Source organism: Ruegeria sp. HKCCD3925, assembly GCF_057221175.1.
This window is the reverse complement of the sequence record NZ_JBWVBI010000007.1, coordinates 119,151-134,635: the sequence shown is the minus strand read 5'-3', so window position 1 is coordinate 134,635 and position 15,485 is coordinate 119,151. Positions and strand designations below refer to the sequence as shown.

Annotated in this window: 15 protein-coding genes; 8 read left to right on the top strand and 7 right to left on the bottom strand. The window is 58.3% G+C overall.

What is annotated here, in order from left to right:
- Positions 1-4: 4 nt before the first annotated feature.
- From AC2TEM_RS17440 to AC2TEM_RS17430, 3 genes are all read right to left on the bottom strand, one after another.
- Entirely contained in the window at positions 5-406 is a 402-nt protein-coding gene (locus AC2TEM_RS17440) for a plastocyanin/azurin family copper-binding protein (RefSeq protein ID WP_170425535.1), read from the bottom strand.
- 54 nt (positions 407-460) lie between these two features.
- Positions 461-2,245 carry a NapC/NirT family cytochrome c gene (locus AC2TEM_RS17435; RefSeq protein ID WP_170425538.1) on the bottom strand — a complete coding sequence of 595 codons (1,785 nt, stop codon included), beginning with the start codon at positions 2,243-2,245 and terminating at the stop codon, positions 461-463.
- 125 nt (positions 2,246-2,370) lie between these two features.
- Positions 2,371-4,047, bottom strand: coding sequence for a cytochrome D1 domain-containing protein (locus tag AC2TEM_RS17430; RefSeq protein ID WP_170398146.1), 1,677 nt, complete (start codon positions 4,045-4,047; stop codon positions 2,371-2,373).
- Between the two features lie 242 nt (positions 4,048-4,289).
- Between AC2TEM_RS17430 and AC2TEM_RS17425 the strand changes: the two genes are divergently transcribed.
- A complete protein-coding gene (locus AC2TEM_RS17425; RefSeq protein ID WP_170425541.1) occupies positions 4,290-5,480 on the top strand; it encodes an NnrS family protein in 1,191 nt (396 codons plus the stop codon).
- 15 nt (positions 5,481-5,495) lie between these two features.
- On the opposite strand, the gene AC2TEM_RS17420 is transcribed toward AC2TEM_RS17425, so the two are convergent.
- The gene (locus AC2TEM_RS17420; RefSeq protein ID WP_480790611.1) at positions 5,496-6,608 is read right to left on the bottom strand and encodes a Hint domain-containing protein; all 1,113 of its coding nucleotides are present in this window, start codon (positions 6,606-6,608) and stop codon (positions 5,496-5,498) included.
- A gap of 272 nt (positions 6,609-6,880) precedes the next feature.
- Between AC2TEM_RS17420 and AC2TEM_RS17415 the strand changes: the two genes are divergently transcribed.
- Genes AC2TEM_RS17415 through AC2TEM_RS17390 form a run of 6 tightly spaced genes read left to right on the top strand, consistent with a single transcriptional unit; the run spans position 6,881 to position 12,299 of the window.
- Positions 6,881-7,330 carry a c-type cytochrome gene (locus tag AC2TEM_RS17415; RefSeq protein ID WP_170398152.1) on the top strand — a complete coding sequence of 150 codons (450 nt, stop codon included), beginning with the start codon at positions 6,881-6,883 and terminating at the stop codon, positions 7,328-7,330.
- A 16-nt stretch (positions 7,331-7,346) separates the two neighbouring features.
- Complete coding sequence (locus tag AC2TEM_RS17410) at positions 7,347-8,714, top strand: cbb3-type cytochrome c oxidase subunit I (RefSeq protein WP_170398155.1); 1,368 nt, start codon at positions 7,347-7,349, stop codon at positions 8,712-8,714.
- A gap of 5 nt (positions 8,715-8,719) precedes the next feature.
- Complete coding sequence (locus AC2TEM_RS17405; protein WP_170425543.1) at positions 8,720-9,529, top strand: CbbQ/NirQ/NorQ/GpvN family protein; 810 nt, start codon at positions 8,720-8,722, stop codon at positions 9,527-9,529.
- 9 nt (positions 9,530-9,538) lie between these two features.
- The gene (locus tag AC2TEM_RS17400; protein ID WP_170425546.1) at positions 9,539-11,461 is read left to right on the top strand and encodes a VWA domain-containing protein; all 1,923 of its coding nucleotides are present in this window, start codon (positions 9,539-9,541) and stop codon (positions 11,459-11,461) included.
- Positions 11,458-12,006 carry a cytochrome c oxidase subunit 3 gene (locus AC2TEM_RS17395; RefSeq protein WP_170425549.1) on the top strand — a complete coding sequence of 183 codons (549 nt, stop codon included), beginning with the start codon at positions 11,458-11,460 and terminating at the stop codon, positions 12,004-12,006. Before AC2TEM_RS17400 ends, AC2TEM_RS17395 begins: the two co-directional genes overlap by 4 nt.
- 5 nt (positions 12,007-12,011) lie before the next feature.
- On the top strand, positions 12,012-12,299 hold the full coding sequence (locus AC2TEM_RS17390) for a cytochrome C oxidase subunit IV family protein (RefSeq protein ID WP_480459885.1): 288 nt from the start codon (positions 12,012-12,014) through the stop codon (positions 12,297-12,299).
- 60 nt (positions 12,300-12,359) lie between these two features.
- Here the strand turns inward: AC2TEM_RS17390 and hemA are convergent, their stop codons facing one another.
- Entirely contained in the window at positions 12,360-13,583 is a 1,224-nt protein-coding gene (hemA, locus tag AC2TEM_RS17385) for a 5-aminolevulinate synthase (RefSeq protein ID WP_170425552.1), read from the bottom strand.
- 185 nt (positions 13,584-13,768) lie between these two features.
- Here hemA and AC2TEM_RS17380 point away from each other — a divergent pair, with 185 nt between their 5' ends.
- Positions 13,769-14,470, top strand: coding sequence for a Crp/Fnr family transcriptional regulator (locus AC2TEM_RS17380; protein ID WP_170398170.1), 702 nt, complete (start codon positions 13,769-13,771; stop codon positions 14,468-14,470).
- Between the two features lie 33 nt (positions 14,471-14,503).
- On the opposite strand, the gene AC2TEM_RS17375 is transcribed toward AC2TEM_RS17380, so the two are convergent.
- Both AC2TEM_RS17375 and AC2TEM_RS17370 read right to left on the bottom strand, forming a co-directional pair.
- A complete protein-coding gene (locus AC2TEM_RS17375; protein ID WP_170408114.1) occupies positions 14,504-14,761 on the bottom strand; it encodes a hypothetical protein in 258 nt (85 codons plus the stop codon).
- A 1-nt stretch (position 14,762) separates the two neighbouring features.
- Entirely contained in the window at positions 14,763-15,467 is a 705-nt protein-coding gene (locus AC2TEM_RS17370) for a NapC/NirT family cytochrome c (RefSeq protein ID WP_170398176.1), read from the bottom strand.
- Positions 15,468-15,485 lie beyond the last annotated feature (18 nt).

The window sequence follows — 15,485 nt, the reverse complement described above, 5'->3', positions numbered from 1 at the left end:
CGGCTCAGGGTTCGACGGTGATCATGCCGATCATGTTCTGTGTCTCCCAATGTGGGCCACACAGATAGTCCTGCGGACCCGGGGTGAGGAAGGTCAGGTCAACCGTCTCCTCAGGAAACAAACGATCGCTTTCGGGCTCGCTGCCGTCTTTCAGTAGGACCGAGTGACTGGTGCGCTTATCGACATTCACCCAGCGCACGGTTGTGCCCGGTTTCACGGTTAGCTCGGCTGGGCAGAACGTGTATTTGTACATCAGCACCACATCGGCATCCTCAACGGCGGAGGAGGGCTGACCGAACAGCTCGACATAGCGCTCTTCGGCTTCGGCACACAGCGCGGCGGTGTCCTCTGCCCATGCGGGCGCGGCCAGAAGCAGCAGCGCAGGGAGAAGGTGTTTGGGTTTCATTGTCCAAGTCTCCTCTTTTAAGCGGAAGGGGCCGGATCGCCCGGCCCCTCTTCCTTATTGTTTGACGACGTTGATAAAGGCGTTGTCGTCGTCCAATGCCAGGCTGGTATCCAGCGTCACGTGGTGGAACCGTGCGGCGGCAAAGTCATCGTGGATGGCAAAGCCCACCGTATAGGTCTGACCGGCCTCCAGCGGCACGTCACCAGCTGCGCCCGAGTTCAATGGGCGCGTGAAGACCACGGTCCACATACCTGCATCAAGGCTGGCCGAGGCGGCGATCTCACCGTCATTGACCACGCGCTGTTCTAGCAGATAGCCGTTGGTGGCGCTGCCGTCCGCGTAGACGCGCATCAGATCCAGATAGGTGCCTTCGGCCAGATACTGCTCGATCTGATCGGCGGCCTGCAGCTTGTCCCAGCCACCCAGCGCCTTACCGCGGCGGCCTTTGATCTCGACCTCGGTGCGGCTTTCGCTGATGTATTTGGTCACAGTGTCCTGCGTGCTCAGCCGACCCGAGACATCGCCATTTGCGGCAATCGCCTCGGCACCCGGGTCAAAGGGCATGTAGCTGTTGTCTGCATGGCACGAGGCCCAGCAGCCGACCTGATCGCCCAGCTCAATCCCAGTGCCGGTGATCATCATGGCCACCTTGATCTGGTTGTCCGGGTCCATCTTGCCGCCATCGACAAAGGGGGCGGGGTTGTGGCCCGCATCCGGCCATTGCAGACGGATATAGAGGGTCTCATCATCATGCGCGGCTTGAACGGTGGCGTCTATCACGCCGCGTTTGCCCGGGATCGGGGTTGGTTCCAGATCCCCACCGGCCACGATCTTGTTGCCGATCGCGTCTAGTTCGGCAGCGTGACAGGTGGTGCACTTGTCTCCGCCCTTGGTCAAAGGACGTGCTCCTCCGTGGGATCTGCCGTTCTGAACCCATTCAAACGAGGCCTGACCAGGATAGAACAGTTTCATATCTGCACCGGGGACAGCGGCCCAATCGATATTTGTGCCAACATCGCTGCCGCCACCTGCCGGGGCTGCGGCTTCTTCGCCAGAAGCTTTGGCACGCTCTTCAGCGACGGCTGCGTCAACCGCTGCTGCGATCTGGGCCTGTACGGCCTCTTGCTGGGCTACACGCGCGGCTTTCTCAGCCTCGGCATCGGCAGCTTCCTTGGCTTCGATGCGTTCGAGACTTGCCAGGTATTCGGCCGGGATTTCGCGAATGAAATCTGGGTTCGGCGCTTCAAGCTTTTCCAGATACTCTTCGTCGGCCCGGTCGCGGGCGTCCGAGTGCGCAATCCCCTTGTGGCAGTCAATACAGGTCTGACCGACGGTCATCGCGTTCAGGTGCTGCTGACGGGCGCGGGGTTTCTGGAACTCGGGCATCATCGACTCGAAGTCATGGCAGTTGCGGCACTCGCGCGAGTCCGTGGATTTCATCCGCTCCCATTCATTCATAGCCAGATGCACGCGCTTGGCTTCGAATTTCTCGCGCGTGTTTATGGTGCCGACCACCTTGCCATACAGTTCTTTGGACGCCTTGATCTTGCGGATGATCTTGTGAGTCCAATCCTTGGGCACGTGACAGTCGGAACAGACCGCGCCTACGCCCGAACGGTTCACGTCGTGGATTGTGCCGGTGTATTCTTCGTAAACGAAATCTCGCATCTCGTGGCACGAGACGCAGAATTCCTTGGTGTTGGTAGCTTCCATAGCGGTGTTGAACCCGCCCCAGAAGATGATGCCGGCGGCAAAGGCCGCAGCGATCCCGGCCACGGGCATTCCCCACAGGAAATACCGGCGCCAGATTGGTTTTTTCTTTTCCGGTTCGGAGGTCATATCCGGTCTCCGTTTTGGCTTCTTTTTCTGGCCCTGGATGTCAGGCCTGTGGATTTGGCTGATGAGTCAAACGAGGAAAGGGCGGGCGAGGGGCCCGCCCTTTCCGGTGCTGAGTACAAAACCCGTCAGGTGACGTGGTTCGAACGGTTGTAGACGTTGAACTTGCCGGTGGGTGCAAACAGTCCCTTCACGCGGCCGATCTCTTCCAGCGTCTTGGCGTCGAAGATCACGATCTCTCCATTTGGCTCTTTCGAGGTCGAGCGGTTCCACTTGGACACCCAGACCTCGGATCCGTCTTGGTTGAACTCGAAGTGGACGGCGACGTTGCCTTCTTCTTCTGTGATCTGGATCGTTTTCACGATCTCACCGGTTGCCTTGTCGATGACCTGCACCGATTGCTGGATCTCAGGCTCGGGGTGCTTGGTCTGGTCGGCCCAGATGTAGTCCGAGTTCGGATGGGTCCGGATGAACAGACCGGGTCCGTCGGTTTCCACCTCGTAGCAGACTTTCCAGGCATCGTCCGGGCGGCCTTCGGGGTCGTTGCCCCAAACGGTAACCGTGCCTTCGCCCAGGTGGGTCGTACCGGCAACAGGACCGCAATTCGGGTCATCCCAGTTGGCGCCCGGGCCGGGGTGCGGCAGCGGCGCGGTATCGATCATAGCTTCCAGCTTATGAGTCTCGGTATCGACCACGACCATCTTGTTCGACGCGTTTGCGGCGATCTGGAAATAACGGCCGGTCGGATCAAAGAACCCGTCATGCAGGAACTTTGCGCTGTCGATCTTGTCGATACGCAGGTTGTCCAGATCGGAGTAGTCCACCTGCCAAAGCTGACCGAGCTCCTTGACGGCCACGATCCATGTGGGCTCGTTCGGGGTGGTGTAGATGGCGGCCACGCGGGCCTCTTCCACATAATCCCCGTCCACGTTGTAACCCCGGGTCGAGACAACCTTTTTCGGCTCCATGGTTTCGGCGTCGACGATGGCGAAATGAGGGGGCCAGTAGGCGCCACCGATGACGTATTTACCGTCACCCGATACCGCCACGTCGCGCGCGTCATAACCAATGGTAACCTCGGCAACCAGCATGTTCTCGGGGTTCTGCCACAGGTCGATCTTGGTCATCTTCCCGTCGCGGCCCATGGTGTACCAGAAGCGGCCCGGATTTTCGGGTTCTTCCAGTTTATGGTGCTCGGACGCTTTCAGGACGTGCACGGCGTAACCGGTCGGGATATGCGCCAGCACCTCTTTGGTGTCGCCGTCGATCACGGCCACTTTGCCCACGTCACGTTCGATGACGACAAAGAAGTTTTCCCAGTTGCGGCCATGCAGCGGCTCGGTCGGGTAATCTTCGGGTTCGACATAGACCTTGCGGGTCGCCATCATCTGTTCAAGCGACATTTCCGGCGGTTGGGGCGGCTCCATCTGGATGTAGGTCGCCATATCGCGGATTTCTTCTTCGGACATCACGTCCGAGAAGTTGTTCATCCCGCCTTCGGTGCCCCATGCGATGATTTTTTCCAGTCGCTCCTGCCCCAGTTTCAGGGTGCCAGACTCGGTTACGGTACCATCGTCATTCTTCGTTTCAACCAGAGGCTCAAGGCTTTTGCCGGTTGCCCCTTTGCGCAACACACCGTGACAACCGGCGCAGCGCTCAAAGTAAAGTTGTTTTGATGATTCAAAGGCTTCCTTGCTCAGGGTTGGCTCTTCGGCAAAGACTGGCGCAGCGACGCTGCCCAGCAACATTGCCAAACCGACCCCTAAGGCGCGGCCAGTTCTGTTGTAGCTGATTCCAAGTGACATGATCACTCTCCATTTGCTGGTGAGGCAGGTCCTAGGGTGAAACATCACGCGTTTGTCATCCTTGACGAAAGTCAACGGAACGCGCGCAAATTGGAAATTGACGGGCTATAATGAGCCATAAAACAAAGGGAAAACCTGAGTTTCAGGGACATGTTTTTCGGATGCTTGATTTCGGTTAAGTCCATCACTGGTCGGCCTTGCTAAACCTGTTCCAACAGCCATTGAGGCCGAGGAGAACAGGCATGTCGGCAGTGATCGCGCGCGTATTGGGCGAGGGGTTTCGCATCTTTTTCCTGTCCGCCGGACTTTTTGGTCTGTTCGCGGGAGGCGCGTGGGGTTTTTGGTTGATGACGCAGACCGGGTTGGTCGGATACGAAGACCCAACCTATTCCATGAGTCCCCCAATGTGGCACGCGCATGAGATGATCTTTGGCTATGCCACAGCAGCTCTGGGCGGGTTCTTTCTGACGGCTGTTCCCAACTGGACCGGGACCCCAGAGGCGCGCGCCCGGTTCATCATGCTGGCTGCAGGTCTCTGGTTGGCCGGGCGGGTAGCGATGTGGTTCTCCGGTGCGCTGCCGCCTGTTCTGGTCGCTGTGTTCGATCTGGTCTTTGTTCCAATTCTGGCGGCAAAGATTGCTACTCAGCTGATCCGACGCCCCAAGCCGCAGAACATGGTATTCCTTTTGCTGCTCAGTGCGATCTGGATTGCCAACTTGTTAACCCATTTAGAGTGGATCGGTGTGACCAGCGATACGCTGGACATCGGATTGCGAGCGGGGTTGCTGACGCTCTGTAGCCTAATCGCGATACTTGGCGGGCGCATTACGCCAGCTTTCACCCGAAATGCGATGAAACGCGCGGGAGAGCCCGAATCCAACTGGCCTATTTCGGTAGGAGCGTTTGATAAAGCCGCCATGGGGCTTGCACTGTCACTGCCGCTGAGCGTGCTCGTCTTTGGAATCGCACCTGTATCAGGCGCTATCGCGCTAATGCTTGGCGTTGCTCAGATCCTGCGCATGGCACGTTGGCGCGCACGCTGGGCACTGCGGCAGCCGATCCTGATCGCGTTGCATCTGGGGCTGGGCATGCTGGCGCTGGGCCTGATCCTGTGGGGGCTGGCTGTGCTGGGGTTCGGCAGCGAGATCGGGGCGCTGCATGTTCTGGGCATTGGCTGCGTCGGCGGCATGACCCTTGCCGTGATGAGTCGGGCCGCCCTTGGCCATAGTGGCCGTGCCCTCGTGGCCCCGCCACCCATGGCGATCGCTTACGGTTTGATGGCGGCAGCCGCAGTTTTGCGCTGGGTCGGGTCGGCGTTTGACCAGGGATATCTGGTTGCGATGCTGGCCTCAGATGGGCTGTGGATCTGCGCCATCGTCTTGTATCTGGTTGCGATGTGGCCCGCGTTGACCGGGCCACGTCTAGCGGCCTGAGCAACGGTTCTTAGATTAAGAAAGTCGGAGCAACGCCCTGTCATTTTTAATATGCCGTTGCAGCAAAGTATGGATTTGTCTTCCGCGTTTTGGAATCTGGCGGGCTGCGATTGGTTGATGGTCTGGCAAAGCTAACTCTGGGAAGAGCGCAACAATTTCGGCCAGCGCCTCGGGCTGTATTCCTTTCAAGGCTTGCTTGCCTGTGAATAGGCTTTCTGACGGCGCGCCTTCCGCCAGCACGATCTCATGCCGGTCGAACAGAACATGGAAATACACAACGCCCTGAGCTGTCTCGTCGACGGTTATGCCGGGTATGCCGACCAGCTTATGGGCTGGGACCAGAACCTCTTCGCTGTCGAACATGCGATCGGCGATACTCGAACGGATCAACATGCGATGCTGCGGTGAGACCAACAGATCGCGTCGCGGCAGGTTGCTTCCCAGACTGCCCGCTGCGATTCGGATCGGGCGCAGCTTGGGATTGAGCGCAAATTCAGACCTATCCAGAGCGCGCGCGCCGATCCAGCGAATTGGTTGTGGTCCATGATCCAAGGTGACAACCTTGTCACCAGCGGAAAGCGTTTCTATCGCGACATCACCATCAGGTGTCGCAATAAGCGTTCCGGCTGAGAAACAAGGAACATCAACGATGGAATCGGGGTCAGTCGTGTCCGGTGCGTTGCTCGGTGTAACGTTGACGACGCTCATCGAATACGTCACCCCGGGATCTAGGGGCTCAGAGGTTATGTAGCCAGCGTTGGTTCCTTCAACCTCGACAAGGTACACAGTGATTGTCCCACCACTGGGATTCGTCAGAATGTAGGATTCTTCCAGATAGATGTCGCCGCTCAGAAACGTTGTCGAACCATCAAGGTTTGTTACTGTTCCGGTCTGTGTATCGTCGTCGCCATTTTCGTTGTTGAATCTGTCGCCGTTGAAAACATCCCCGGTATCGGGAACTGGCGGGCCAAACCCATTTCGAATGAAACCACCGGCCTCGTCCTCAACATTGAATACCCTTCGGTCCGTCGCGGGGTCATAGCTTGCGTCCAGGGTGATCGTATCAGGCCCAATTGTATTCACCGTAATGACGCCGGGTGCGTATCCGATGTATGAGTAGTTCGCCATTCTTTAACCACCACGCTTCAGGTGCCATCTAAGCACCTCTATTCACCGATAAATCGAGAACGCTCGCTTCAACTTTTCGAACGTCCGGAAACATGCTGTTCTAAGTACTATTTTTCAAGGCAATCTGAGGGCATTTTAGTGATACTGACGCAATTATGACCACAGGTGTCCAATTCCGCGCTTACTTTGGCATGCTTGACTTTCGTTAAGGCAGCCCTGCGACCCACCCGCCATTGTCATCAGACTAGCTAATCTGCGCAAAGGAGAGCGCAATGCGAGAAGTCATGACAAAGAGCATGGCTCGCAACATATTCTATGGCGGGTCACTGTTCTTCATCCTCATCTTCCTGGCCCTGTCGGCCCACTCGCACTGGTACATCGTCAACTCCGAGAATTCGGCGAAGCTTGATGACAGTGTGGTTCGGGGCAAACATGTCTGGGAAAAACATGCCTGCATCAACTGTCACACGATCCTGGGTGAGGGCGCCTACTACGCGCCGGAAGTCGGGAATGTGATGACCCGCTGGGGTGTGCTGGACGACCCGGAATCGGCCTTTGAAGCGCTCAAGGGCTGGATGGAGGCGCAGCCGACCGGCATTCCCGGTCGTCGGCAGATGCCCAATTTCAACCTCAGCGACGAAGAGATCCGCGATCTGACCAACTTCTTGATCTGGACGGACAACATCGATGCGCAGGGCTGGCCGCCCAACGAGGCAGGCTGAGAAAGGGAACGGAGCAATGAAATACGAATCCCAAAAAATCGCCTACGCCTACTTCGCAGTAGCGATGGCCCTGTTCGCGGTACAGGTAATCGGCGGCCTGCTGGCCGGTTTCATCTATGTATTCCCGAACTTCCTGAGTGAGCTTCTGCCGTTCAATATCGTACGGATGCTGCACACCAACTCTCTGATCGTCTGGCTGCTGCTGGGCTTCTTCGGTGCGGCCTACTTCCTGATCCCCGAAGAGACCGAGCGCGAGATCCATTCGACCAAGCTGGCCTATCTGCAGTTGATTATTCTTGTGGTTGGCACGCTGGGCGTGGTCGTGACCTATGTCTTCAACCTGTTCGAAGGCAACTGGCTGCTGGGCAAAGAGGGGCGCGAGTTCCTTGAACAACCCAAATGGGTCAAGGCGGGCATCGTCGTGGCCGCGCTGATGTTCCTTTACAACGTGTCACTGACCGTTCTGAAGGGCAAGAAGACGGCGATTTCGAGCATCCTTGTTCTGGGCCTCTGGGGTCTGGCGCTGCTGTTCCTGTTTGCTTTCTACAACCCGGGCAACCTGTCCTTGGACAAGCAATACTGGTGGTATGTCGTCCACCTATGGGTCGAAGGCGTATGGGAGCTGATCATGGCCTCGATCCTGGCCTACCTGATGCTGAAGCTTACGGGCGTTGACCGTGAGGTGGTCGAGAAATGGCTCTATGTCATCGTCGCCGCCGCGCTGTTCTCGGGCATCCTTGGGACAGGTCACCACTACTATTGGATCGGTACACCCGGCTATTGGCAGTGGATCGGTTCGATCTTCTCAAGCCTCGAGGTGATCCCGTTCTTCGCGATGATGGCCTTTGCCTTCGTCATGGTCTGGAAGGGCCGTCGTGACCACCCTAACAAGGCTGCTCTGCTGTGGTCACTGGGCTGTGCAACGCTTGCCTTCTTCGGTGCCGGTGTCTGGGGCTTCTTGCACACGCTGCACGGGGTGAACTACTATACCCATGGCACGCAGATCACCGCAGCCCACGGTCACCTGGCCTTCTACGGTGCTTATGTCTGCCTCAACCTGGCGATCTTCAGCTATGCGATGCCGATCCTGAAGAACCGTGATCCCTACAATCAGGTTCTGAACATGGGCTCGTTCTGGCTTATGACCAGCGGCATGGTCTTCATGACCTTCGTCCTGACCTTCGGTGGTACCGTGCAGACTCACATGCAACGTGTGGTCGGTGACTACTTCATGGACGTGCAGGACCAGATCGCGATCTTCTACTGGATGCGTCTTGGCTCTGGTGTGGTCGTGGTCCTTGGTGCGCTTCTGTTCATCTACTCGATCTGGGTGCCCCGGAAAGAGGTGATTGAACCCGGTGCCTCTGAAACCCCTGCGGAGTAATGGATATGGATGGCTCCATGAAACTGAATGAGGGGGCGGCGAACGCCCCCTTCTACCTCGCCCAAAGCGATGAATGCGATGTGTTCACCGCCGCCTACAACAACGACCTGCCGGTCTTGCTGAAAGGCCCAACAGGTTGCGGCAAGACCCGCTTTGTGGCCCATATGGCTGCCAAGCTTGGCCGCCCACTTTACACCGTAGCCTGCCACGATGACCTCGCCGCCGCCGACCTGATCGGTCGCTACCTGTTGAAGGGCGGCGAAACCGTCTGGGTTGACGGCCCTCTGACTCGTGCGGTGCGCGAAGGCGCGATCTGCTACCTTGATGAGGTGGTCGAAGCCCGCAAGGACGTCACCGTTGTGCTGCACCCGCTGACCGATGACCGGCGCATCCTGCCGATCGACCGCACCGGCGAAGAGCTTGAGGCCGCGCCCGGCTTCATGCTGGTGGCCTCGTACAACCCCGGATACCAGAATATCCTGAAAACCCTGAAACCCTCGACCAGGCAGCGGTTCATCTCGCTGGAATTCGACTTTCCTTCGCCCGAGATGGAGGCCGAAGTCGTCGCGCAAGAAAGCGATCTGCCGCTTGAACGCTGTAAACCGCTGGTACGCCTTGCAGGTAAGTTGCGCGGGCTTAAGGGTCAGGACCTTGAGGAAGGCGTGTCCACCCGGCTGGTCGTTTATGCCGCGACGCTGATCGCACAGGGCATGTCCACCGACCGCGCCATCCTCGCCGCAATGATCGAACCTCTGACTGATGATGAGGATATCAAACGCGGGCTCCTCGATCTTGTCACGGCTGTCTTTGGGTGAGGCCGGCCGATGGTCAGGATCGATTTTGAGCCATGGGAACCCGAAGAAACGATCGGGAAACTGTGGCACACCCTTGCCAGTCGCCTTGATGCACCTGAAGTGCATGATGGAGCCGCGGTTGACCTCTCAGAGGTCGCAGGGCGGCTGGCAGTCCTCTTTCGAGGACTTGGGGGTAGTCCGGGCGTAGAATTGCGCCCGGTCTCGCCCGAGATTTCGCGCCACCGTCTGGGGTGGCGTCGTCGTCTGGCAACCGAGGCCGAGCTAATGCCGCGTGCGTCGTTCGATGGCGAAGTTCTGCGTTTGCCGGATCGGCTGGCGGTGTTTCCCGCGCGTGAAGCCAACGGTGCGCTTTATGTCTGGCTGGCCGCCGCCGCTGCACATGCCGGAACTCGTATCGACGAAGACGACCCGTTGCGCGCCGACCTGCATGCGCTTGTTGCCGCCCGACAGATGGTCAAGGCGGCGTTGCACAACGCCCCCGGCCTGCGCCCGCTATATGCGGAACTGTGTAAGGGCGTGCTGTATCAACGCGACATTTCCGGGCTGCCACCCGTCGAGGCAGCGGTTGAAGAACTGGCCCGCCACATGCTTGGCGACCCCGCGCCTTTGTCGCCAAAGGCTGAACATCTTCTAGCGTTGGATGACGACCTCACCGCCCCGCGCGGCTATCAGCATTTCCGGCCTGTCCCGCTGTGGCCCGAGTTGCGCCCGGTCGGGTTCTCCGAACATAACGAAGTGGAGAACCCCGAAACCGAAGGACCACCTGAGGAATCCGGCGAAAAAACTCACCGTGCCCGCCGCCGCAAATCGGATCAGGCCAACCGCAGCGACAGTTTCATCCTGCACAAGTTCGAAGCGATCCTCAGTTGGGCCGAGTTCCTGAACATCAACCGGCGCATCGACGATGACGATCCTGATAACGCCAAGAAAGCCGCCGATGATCAGGAAGAGATTGGCTTGGGTCAGATCTCGAAGGCGCCGCCGACCAAACTGAAACTTCATCTGGACCTCGCTCCGGAGGACGTGAACCGCGAACGCCTGTCGGGACGGGTTTTGTATCCCGAATGGGACGTGCGCATCGGCCAATACTTGCCCGATCATGTCAACGTTCTGACCTCGGATGCCGAGATTCGCGAAGATGCCGCCGAGTTCGGCAAAGACCCCGCCACTGCCCGTCGTATCCGCGCCGTGAAACGCCAGTTCGAGGCGCTGCGCCCGGGCCGCGTGATGACGCGCGGTCATCTGGATGGTGACCAATTGGATATCGAGGCAGCCGTTCGGGCGCAGGTAGACCGTTGTGCCAATGGCGAAGGCACCGAACGCATTTGGATGCAATCGCGCCCCGAGGCGCGCGATCTGGCGGTGTCTATCCTGCTGGATGTCAGCCGCTCGACCGAAAGCGCCGTCACAGGCCGCGCCGTAATCGACATTGAACGCGAGGCTCTTGCGGCACTCGCCTGGGGTCTGAACGCCTGCGGCGACGATTTCGCCATCCACGCCTTCAGCTCGCTGAAACGCCAGCGGGTTTACGTGCAGCGCTGTAAACGCTTCGATGAGCCGATGGGTAGTTTGGTGGAACAGCGCATCGCCTCGCTGCGCCCCGGCCACTATACCCGCCTCGGCGCCGCAATACGCCATTGTTCCGCCGATCTGGCCAGCCAATCGCGCAAACGCCGGTTGCTATTGATCATCACTGACGGCAAACCCAACGACCTGGACCATTACGAGGGTCGCCACGGTATCGAAGACACCTGCATGGCCGTGCGCGAGGCGCGTCGGGCAGGGCAATCGGTCTTTGGCGTTACCATCGACAAAACCGGCAAAAGCTGGTTCCCGCGCATGTTCGGTCAAGGCGGCTTCGCCGTCATCCCCGACCCGCACCGGCTGATCATGGCCCTGCCTCAGATCTACCGCCAACTGGTTGGAGCATGAGCGACGCCTCTTTGATCGATGAGCTTCCGGGCGAGCTGCTGATGTGGGTTCTGATCATCTCGGAATTGCTGGTTTTCGGCGCGGGCCTGATTGCCTTTATGGGCGTGCGCCTGACCGACCCGACAGGATTTGCCGAGGCTCAATCGCACCTTTACCGGACAGGGGCAGCGCTAAACACGGTGGTGCTGGTCACTTCGGGCTATCTGGCGGCGCAGGCGCTGCAGTGGCGAAAAATCGCGCGCCGGGGCGTGGCTCGAATGGCCTTGATCACTGCCGCCGTGCTGGGTGTCGTGTTCCTGATCATCAAAGGTGCGGAATACGCGGGCAAAGCCGCACAGGGGATCACCTATGAGACCCACCCATTTTTCCTGTTCTATTATCTGCTGACCGGGTTTCACGCCGCACATGTGTTGGCAGGGGTCGGTATCCTGCTGCTGGTCGCCTGGCGTGACGATCCACGCAACATTGAGGCAGGTGCGCAGTTCTGGCACATGGTCGATCTGGTCTGGATCCTGCTTTTCCCCGTGATCTACCTGTTGGGATAATACGGATGCCCGCAGCTTCATCTTTTCCCAAATACTCCCGCCGGAGGCTCCCGAATACGCTCACGCGCGCATGGCTCAGCCTTCTGGCGCTCAGCGTTGCATCTGCACTGCTGACTGTGCTGCCCATCCCGCCAGCCGTTCTGGCGGGGTGTATTCTGGTCCTCGCACTGGCGAAATGTCGCGTTATCCTGGCTTGTTATCTTGATCTCGTAAACAGCCCGGCCTGGCTGCGAGGTTTCACCATGGTGCTGACGGGCTTTGCCATCATTGTCTTTGCCCTCTACCTGATCTGACTCAAAAAAACGCCGCCTCCGGGGAGACGGCGAAGTTTTACGCTAGGGGGCGCTTCTTGGTTACTGGGCTGCCATCGGCATGCGCGCAATCTGACAGCGTTGCCAGAGTGTGGACAGCGCGCCAACCAGATGCTCGATATCCTCATCCGTATGTACCGGAGACGGCGTGATCCGCAGACGCTCGGTCCCTTTTGGTACGGTGGGATAATTGATCGGCTGAATGTAGATGCCGAACTCTTCCAGCAGCGTGTCCGAGATGAACTTGCACTTCACCGGATCGCCCACCATCACCGGGATGATGTGGCTGGGGTTAGGAATATGAGGAATACCTTCCGCATCCAAACGGGCCCGAACCTGAGCTACACGGGCTTTCTGCAGGTCGCGTTCAGCATTCGATTGTTTCAAATGCCGGATCGAGGCCGCGGCCCCGGCCGCGATCGATGGTGGCAGGGCGGTGGTAAAAATAAACCCGCTGGCGAAGCTGCGCACGAAATCGCACAGCGCAGCCGAGGCAGCAATATACCCGCCCACCACACCGAACGCTTTACCAAGCGTGCCTTCGATCACCGTCAAGCGATCCATCAGACCTTCGCGTTCAGCGATACCACCGCCGCGTGGCCCATAGAGGCCAACGGCATGAACCTCATCCAGATAGGTCATCGCGCCGTATTTGTCGGCGAGATCGCAAATCTCTTTGATGGGGGCGATGTCACCATCCATCGAATAGACCGACTCGAACGCGATCATCTTCGGCGCATCGGGATCAGCTGCGGCCAGTTTGGCTTCAAGGTCATCCAAATCGTTGTGTTTCCAGATCACCTTCTGCGCCCGCGAGTGGCGGATGCCTTCGATCATCGAGGCATGGTTCAGTGCATCAGAGAATACGATCAGGCCGGGGATTTTCGCGGCGAGAGTGCCAAGGGCTGCCCAATTCGAAACATACCCGGAAGTAAACAGAAGCGCGGCTTCCTTTCCATGCAGATCGGCCAGTTCGGCCTCAAGCAGCACGTGGTCGTGAGTGGTGCCTGATATGTTTCGCGTGCCCCCGGCCCCCGCGCCACAGCGATCCAATGCGTCATGCATTGCATCGATAACAGATGGGTGCTGACCCATGCCAAGATAGTCATTCGAACACCAGATCCGCACATTTCGCTGGACAGATCCATCCGTCTGACGTGCGTTCGGGAAAGAACCACAGCGACGTTGCAAGTCTATGAAAACACGATAGTTCCCTTCATCCCGAAGGTCACTGAGGCTTTGACTGAAATAACGCTCGTAGTCCATGTTACGTGCTCCCCGGAATACTGGCTTTGAGCCGAGAATAGGGCAGCGAACCAAGCCGCAACATGACAATAGTCAAGTTTAGACAACATAAAACTATGGTGCACAACTGCCGGCTCTGGCATAGCGTGGAACAGGGATGGACCGACCGCGCCCATGCGCCGGCAGGAATTAACAGGGGTATTCTCTTGTCTCACGAAGCACAAAAAGCGATCGCACGTCAGTCGCTGCTGCTGCGCAGTTTACCGGAACAGCATGTGGAAACACTGCTGAGCCACGCGATCTGGCGCCAGTATGACCGTGGTGAGACAATATTCCTGCAGGAGGAAAAAGCGCAGGCCATCCACGTCGTGCTTGAGGGTTGGGTCAAGCTGTTCCGCATGACCCCCACCGGGGCCGAAGCCGTCGTGAGCGTCTTCAAACGTGGTGACAGCTTTGGTGAGGCCGTAGCTCTGCGTAACGTTCCCTATCCTGTATCCGCCGAGGCCGTATCGGCCTGTGATGTCATGCATATCCCCAGTCCGATCCTGATCTCTTTGATGAGAGAGGACCCTGAGATCGGTATTTCTATTCTGGCCGCGACCTTTACCCATCTTCACTCGTTGGTGGCGCAGCTAGAGCAACTCAAGGCTCAGACCGGAGCGCAACGCGTGGCCGAGTTTTTGTTGAATCTCTGCGACAGCGACAAAGGCGGATGCGAGGTTTTGCTGCCCTACGACAAGATGCTCATCGCAGGCCGTCTGGGGATGAAGCCGGAAAGCCTGAGCCGGGCGTTTTCGCGGCTCAAGGCGGTGGGCGTGAAGATCAACCGCAACCACGCCGAAATCTCGGATATCGCGCTTTTGAGGGACTATGCGGAAAGCGATCCGGCGGAAAACTGGGGACGGTGACCCCGGCATTGCCGCCGGGCCCGCCCAACCACTTCAGACGGTTGCGCCCTTGCGGCGAATGGCGGTGCCCAGACTTCCGGCGCAGAGACCAACGATAATTGCGATCAGCAGCGCTATCGTTCCAACGTGGGAAATCTGCCAACCAGCAAAGAGCAGAGGTGCGATCAGGCCAACCAATCCACCCATCAGTGCACCCAACCAGTATTGGCGCGTCATCATTCCCAGTGCCAGACCCAGAATGCCGGGCAGACCCAGTACGTTACCGCCGATGGTTCCAAGTATCTCTAACATCTCAGTCCCCACCTTGTTCCGAGCTTTTGTTCAGGAACGCGCGGATGTCGTCCCCTGATGCTGCAGCGTGTTCCTGCAGAACCTCACCATCTACCTCTTTCGCAATCTTCTCATACGTTTCCAAATAATTGGGCGGGAGACTGTGTGCGATGCCCTGGTGGCAATCGATGCAGGTCATGCCGGTGTCGATTGCGCGCTGGTGTTCGCTGGCTGCGCGGGTTTCCTGAAGGGTGAAGTCCATATAGTCAAAGTTGTGGCAGTTGCGGCATTCCCGGCTGTCGGATTCCTTCATCTTCTTCCATACGGCCGACGCCATGGAAAGACGATGGTCCTCATACTTCTCTTTCGTGCTGATGGTGCCTGCCAGTTCGTGGTAGACGTCCTTCACGGCCATGATCTTGGCCTTGATCTTGTGGTTCCACTCGTCCGGGACGTGGCAATCGGAACAGATGGCCCGCACGCCGGAATCGTTATTGTAATGGACCGTTTCCCGATATTCGCCCAGATTGGTTTCCATCGTGTGGCAGGATACGCAGAACTCTTCCGTGTTGGTCAATTCCAGTGCCCAGTGGAACCCACCCCAGAACAGGATGCCTGCCAAAAACCCGGCCAGTAGTGTAAAGCCGACGCTGAGGACGGCGATCGGGCTCCAGAACCAGGTCCAGAGGCGCCGGATGAGTCCTTGTTTTTCTTGGGAGTCGGACATGTCGCGCTCTCCTTTTCG

Coding starts and splice junctions, on each gene's coding strand:
- AC2TEM_RS17395 (WP_170425549.1), top strand. CDS start 11,458: ATGAGCGACGCCTCTTTGATCGATGAGCTTCCGGGCGAGCTGCTGATG.
- AC2TEM_RS17410 (WP_170398155.1), top strand. CDS start 7,347: ATGAAATACGAATCCCAAAAAATCGCCTACGCCTACTTCGCAGTAGCG.
- AC2TEM_RS17405 (WP_170425543.1), top strand. CDS start 8,720: ATGGATGGCTCCATGAAACTGAATGAGGGGGCGGCGAACGCCCCCTTC.
- AC2TEM_RS17390 (WP_480459885.1), top strand. CDS start 12,012: ATGCCCGCAGCTTCATCTTTTCCCAAATACTCCCGCCGGAGGCTCCCG.
- AC2TEM_RS17430 (WP_170398146.1), bottom strand. CDS start 4,047: ATGTCACTTGGAATCAGCTACAACAGAACTGGCCGCGCCTTAGGGGTC.
- AC2TEM_RS17425 (WP_170425541.1), top strand. CDS start 4,290: ATGTCGGCAGTGATCGCGCGCGTATTGGGCGAGGGGTTTCGCATCTTT.
- AC2TEM_RS17370 (WP_170398176.1), bottom strand. CDS start 15,467: ATGTCCGACTCCCAAGAAAAACAAGGACTCATCCGGCGCCTCTGGACC.
- AC2TEM_RS17415 (WP_170398152.1), top strand. CDS start 6,881: ATGCGAGAAGTCATGACAAAGAGCATGGCTCGCAACATATTCTATGGC.
- AC2TEM_RS17375 (WP_170408114.1), bottom strand. CDS start 14,761: ATGTTAGAGATACTTGGAACCATCGGCGGTAACGTACTGGGTCTGCCC.
- AC2TEM_RS17435 (WP_170425538.1), bottom strand. CDS start 2,245: ATGACCTCCGAACCGGAAAAGAAAAAACCAATCTGGCGCCGGTATTTC.
- AC2TEM_RS17440 (WP_170425535.1), bottom strand. CDS start 406: ATGAAACCCAAACACCTTCTCCCTGCGCTGCTGCTTCTGGCCGCGCCC.
- AC2TEM_RS17400 (WP_170425546.1), top strand. CDS start 9,539: ATGGTCAGGATCGATTTTGAGCCATGGGAACCCGAAGAAACGATCGGG.
- hemA (WP_170425552.1), bottom strand. CDS start 13,583: ATGGACTACGAGCGTTATTTCAGTCAAAGCCTCAGTGACCTTCGGGAT.
- AC2TEM_RS17420 (WP_480790611.1), bottom strand. CDS start 6,608: ATGGCGAACTACTCATACATCGGATACGCACCCGGCGTCATTACGGTG.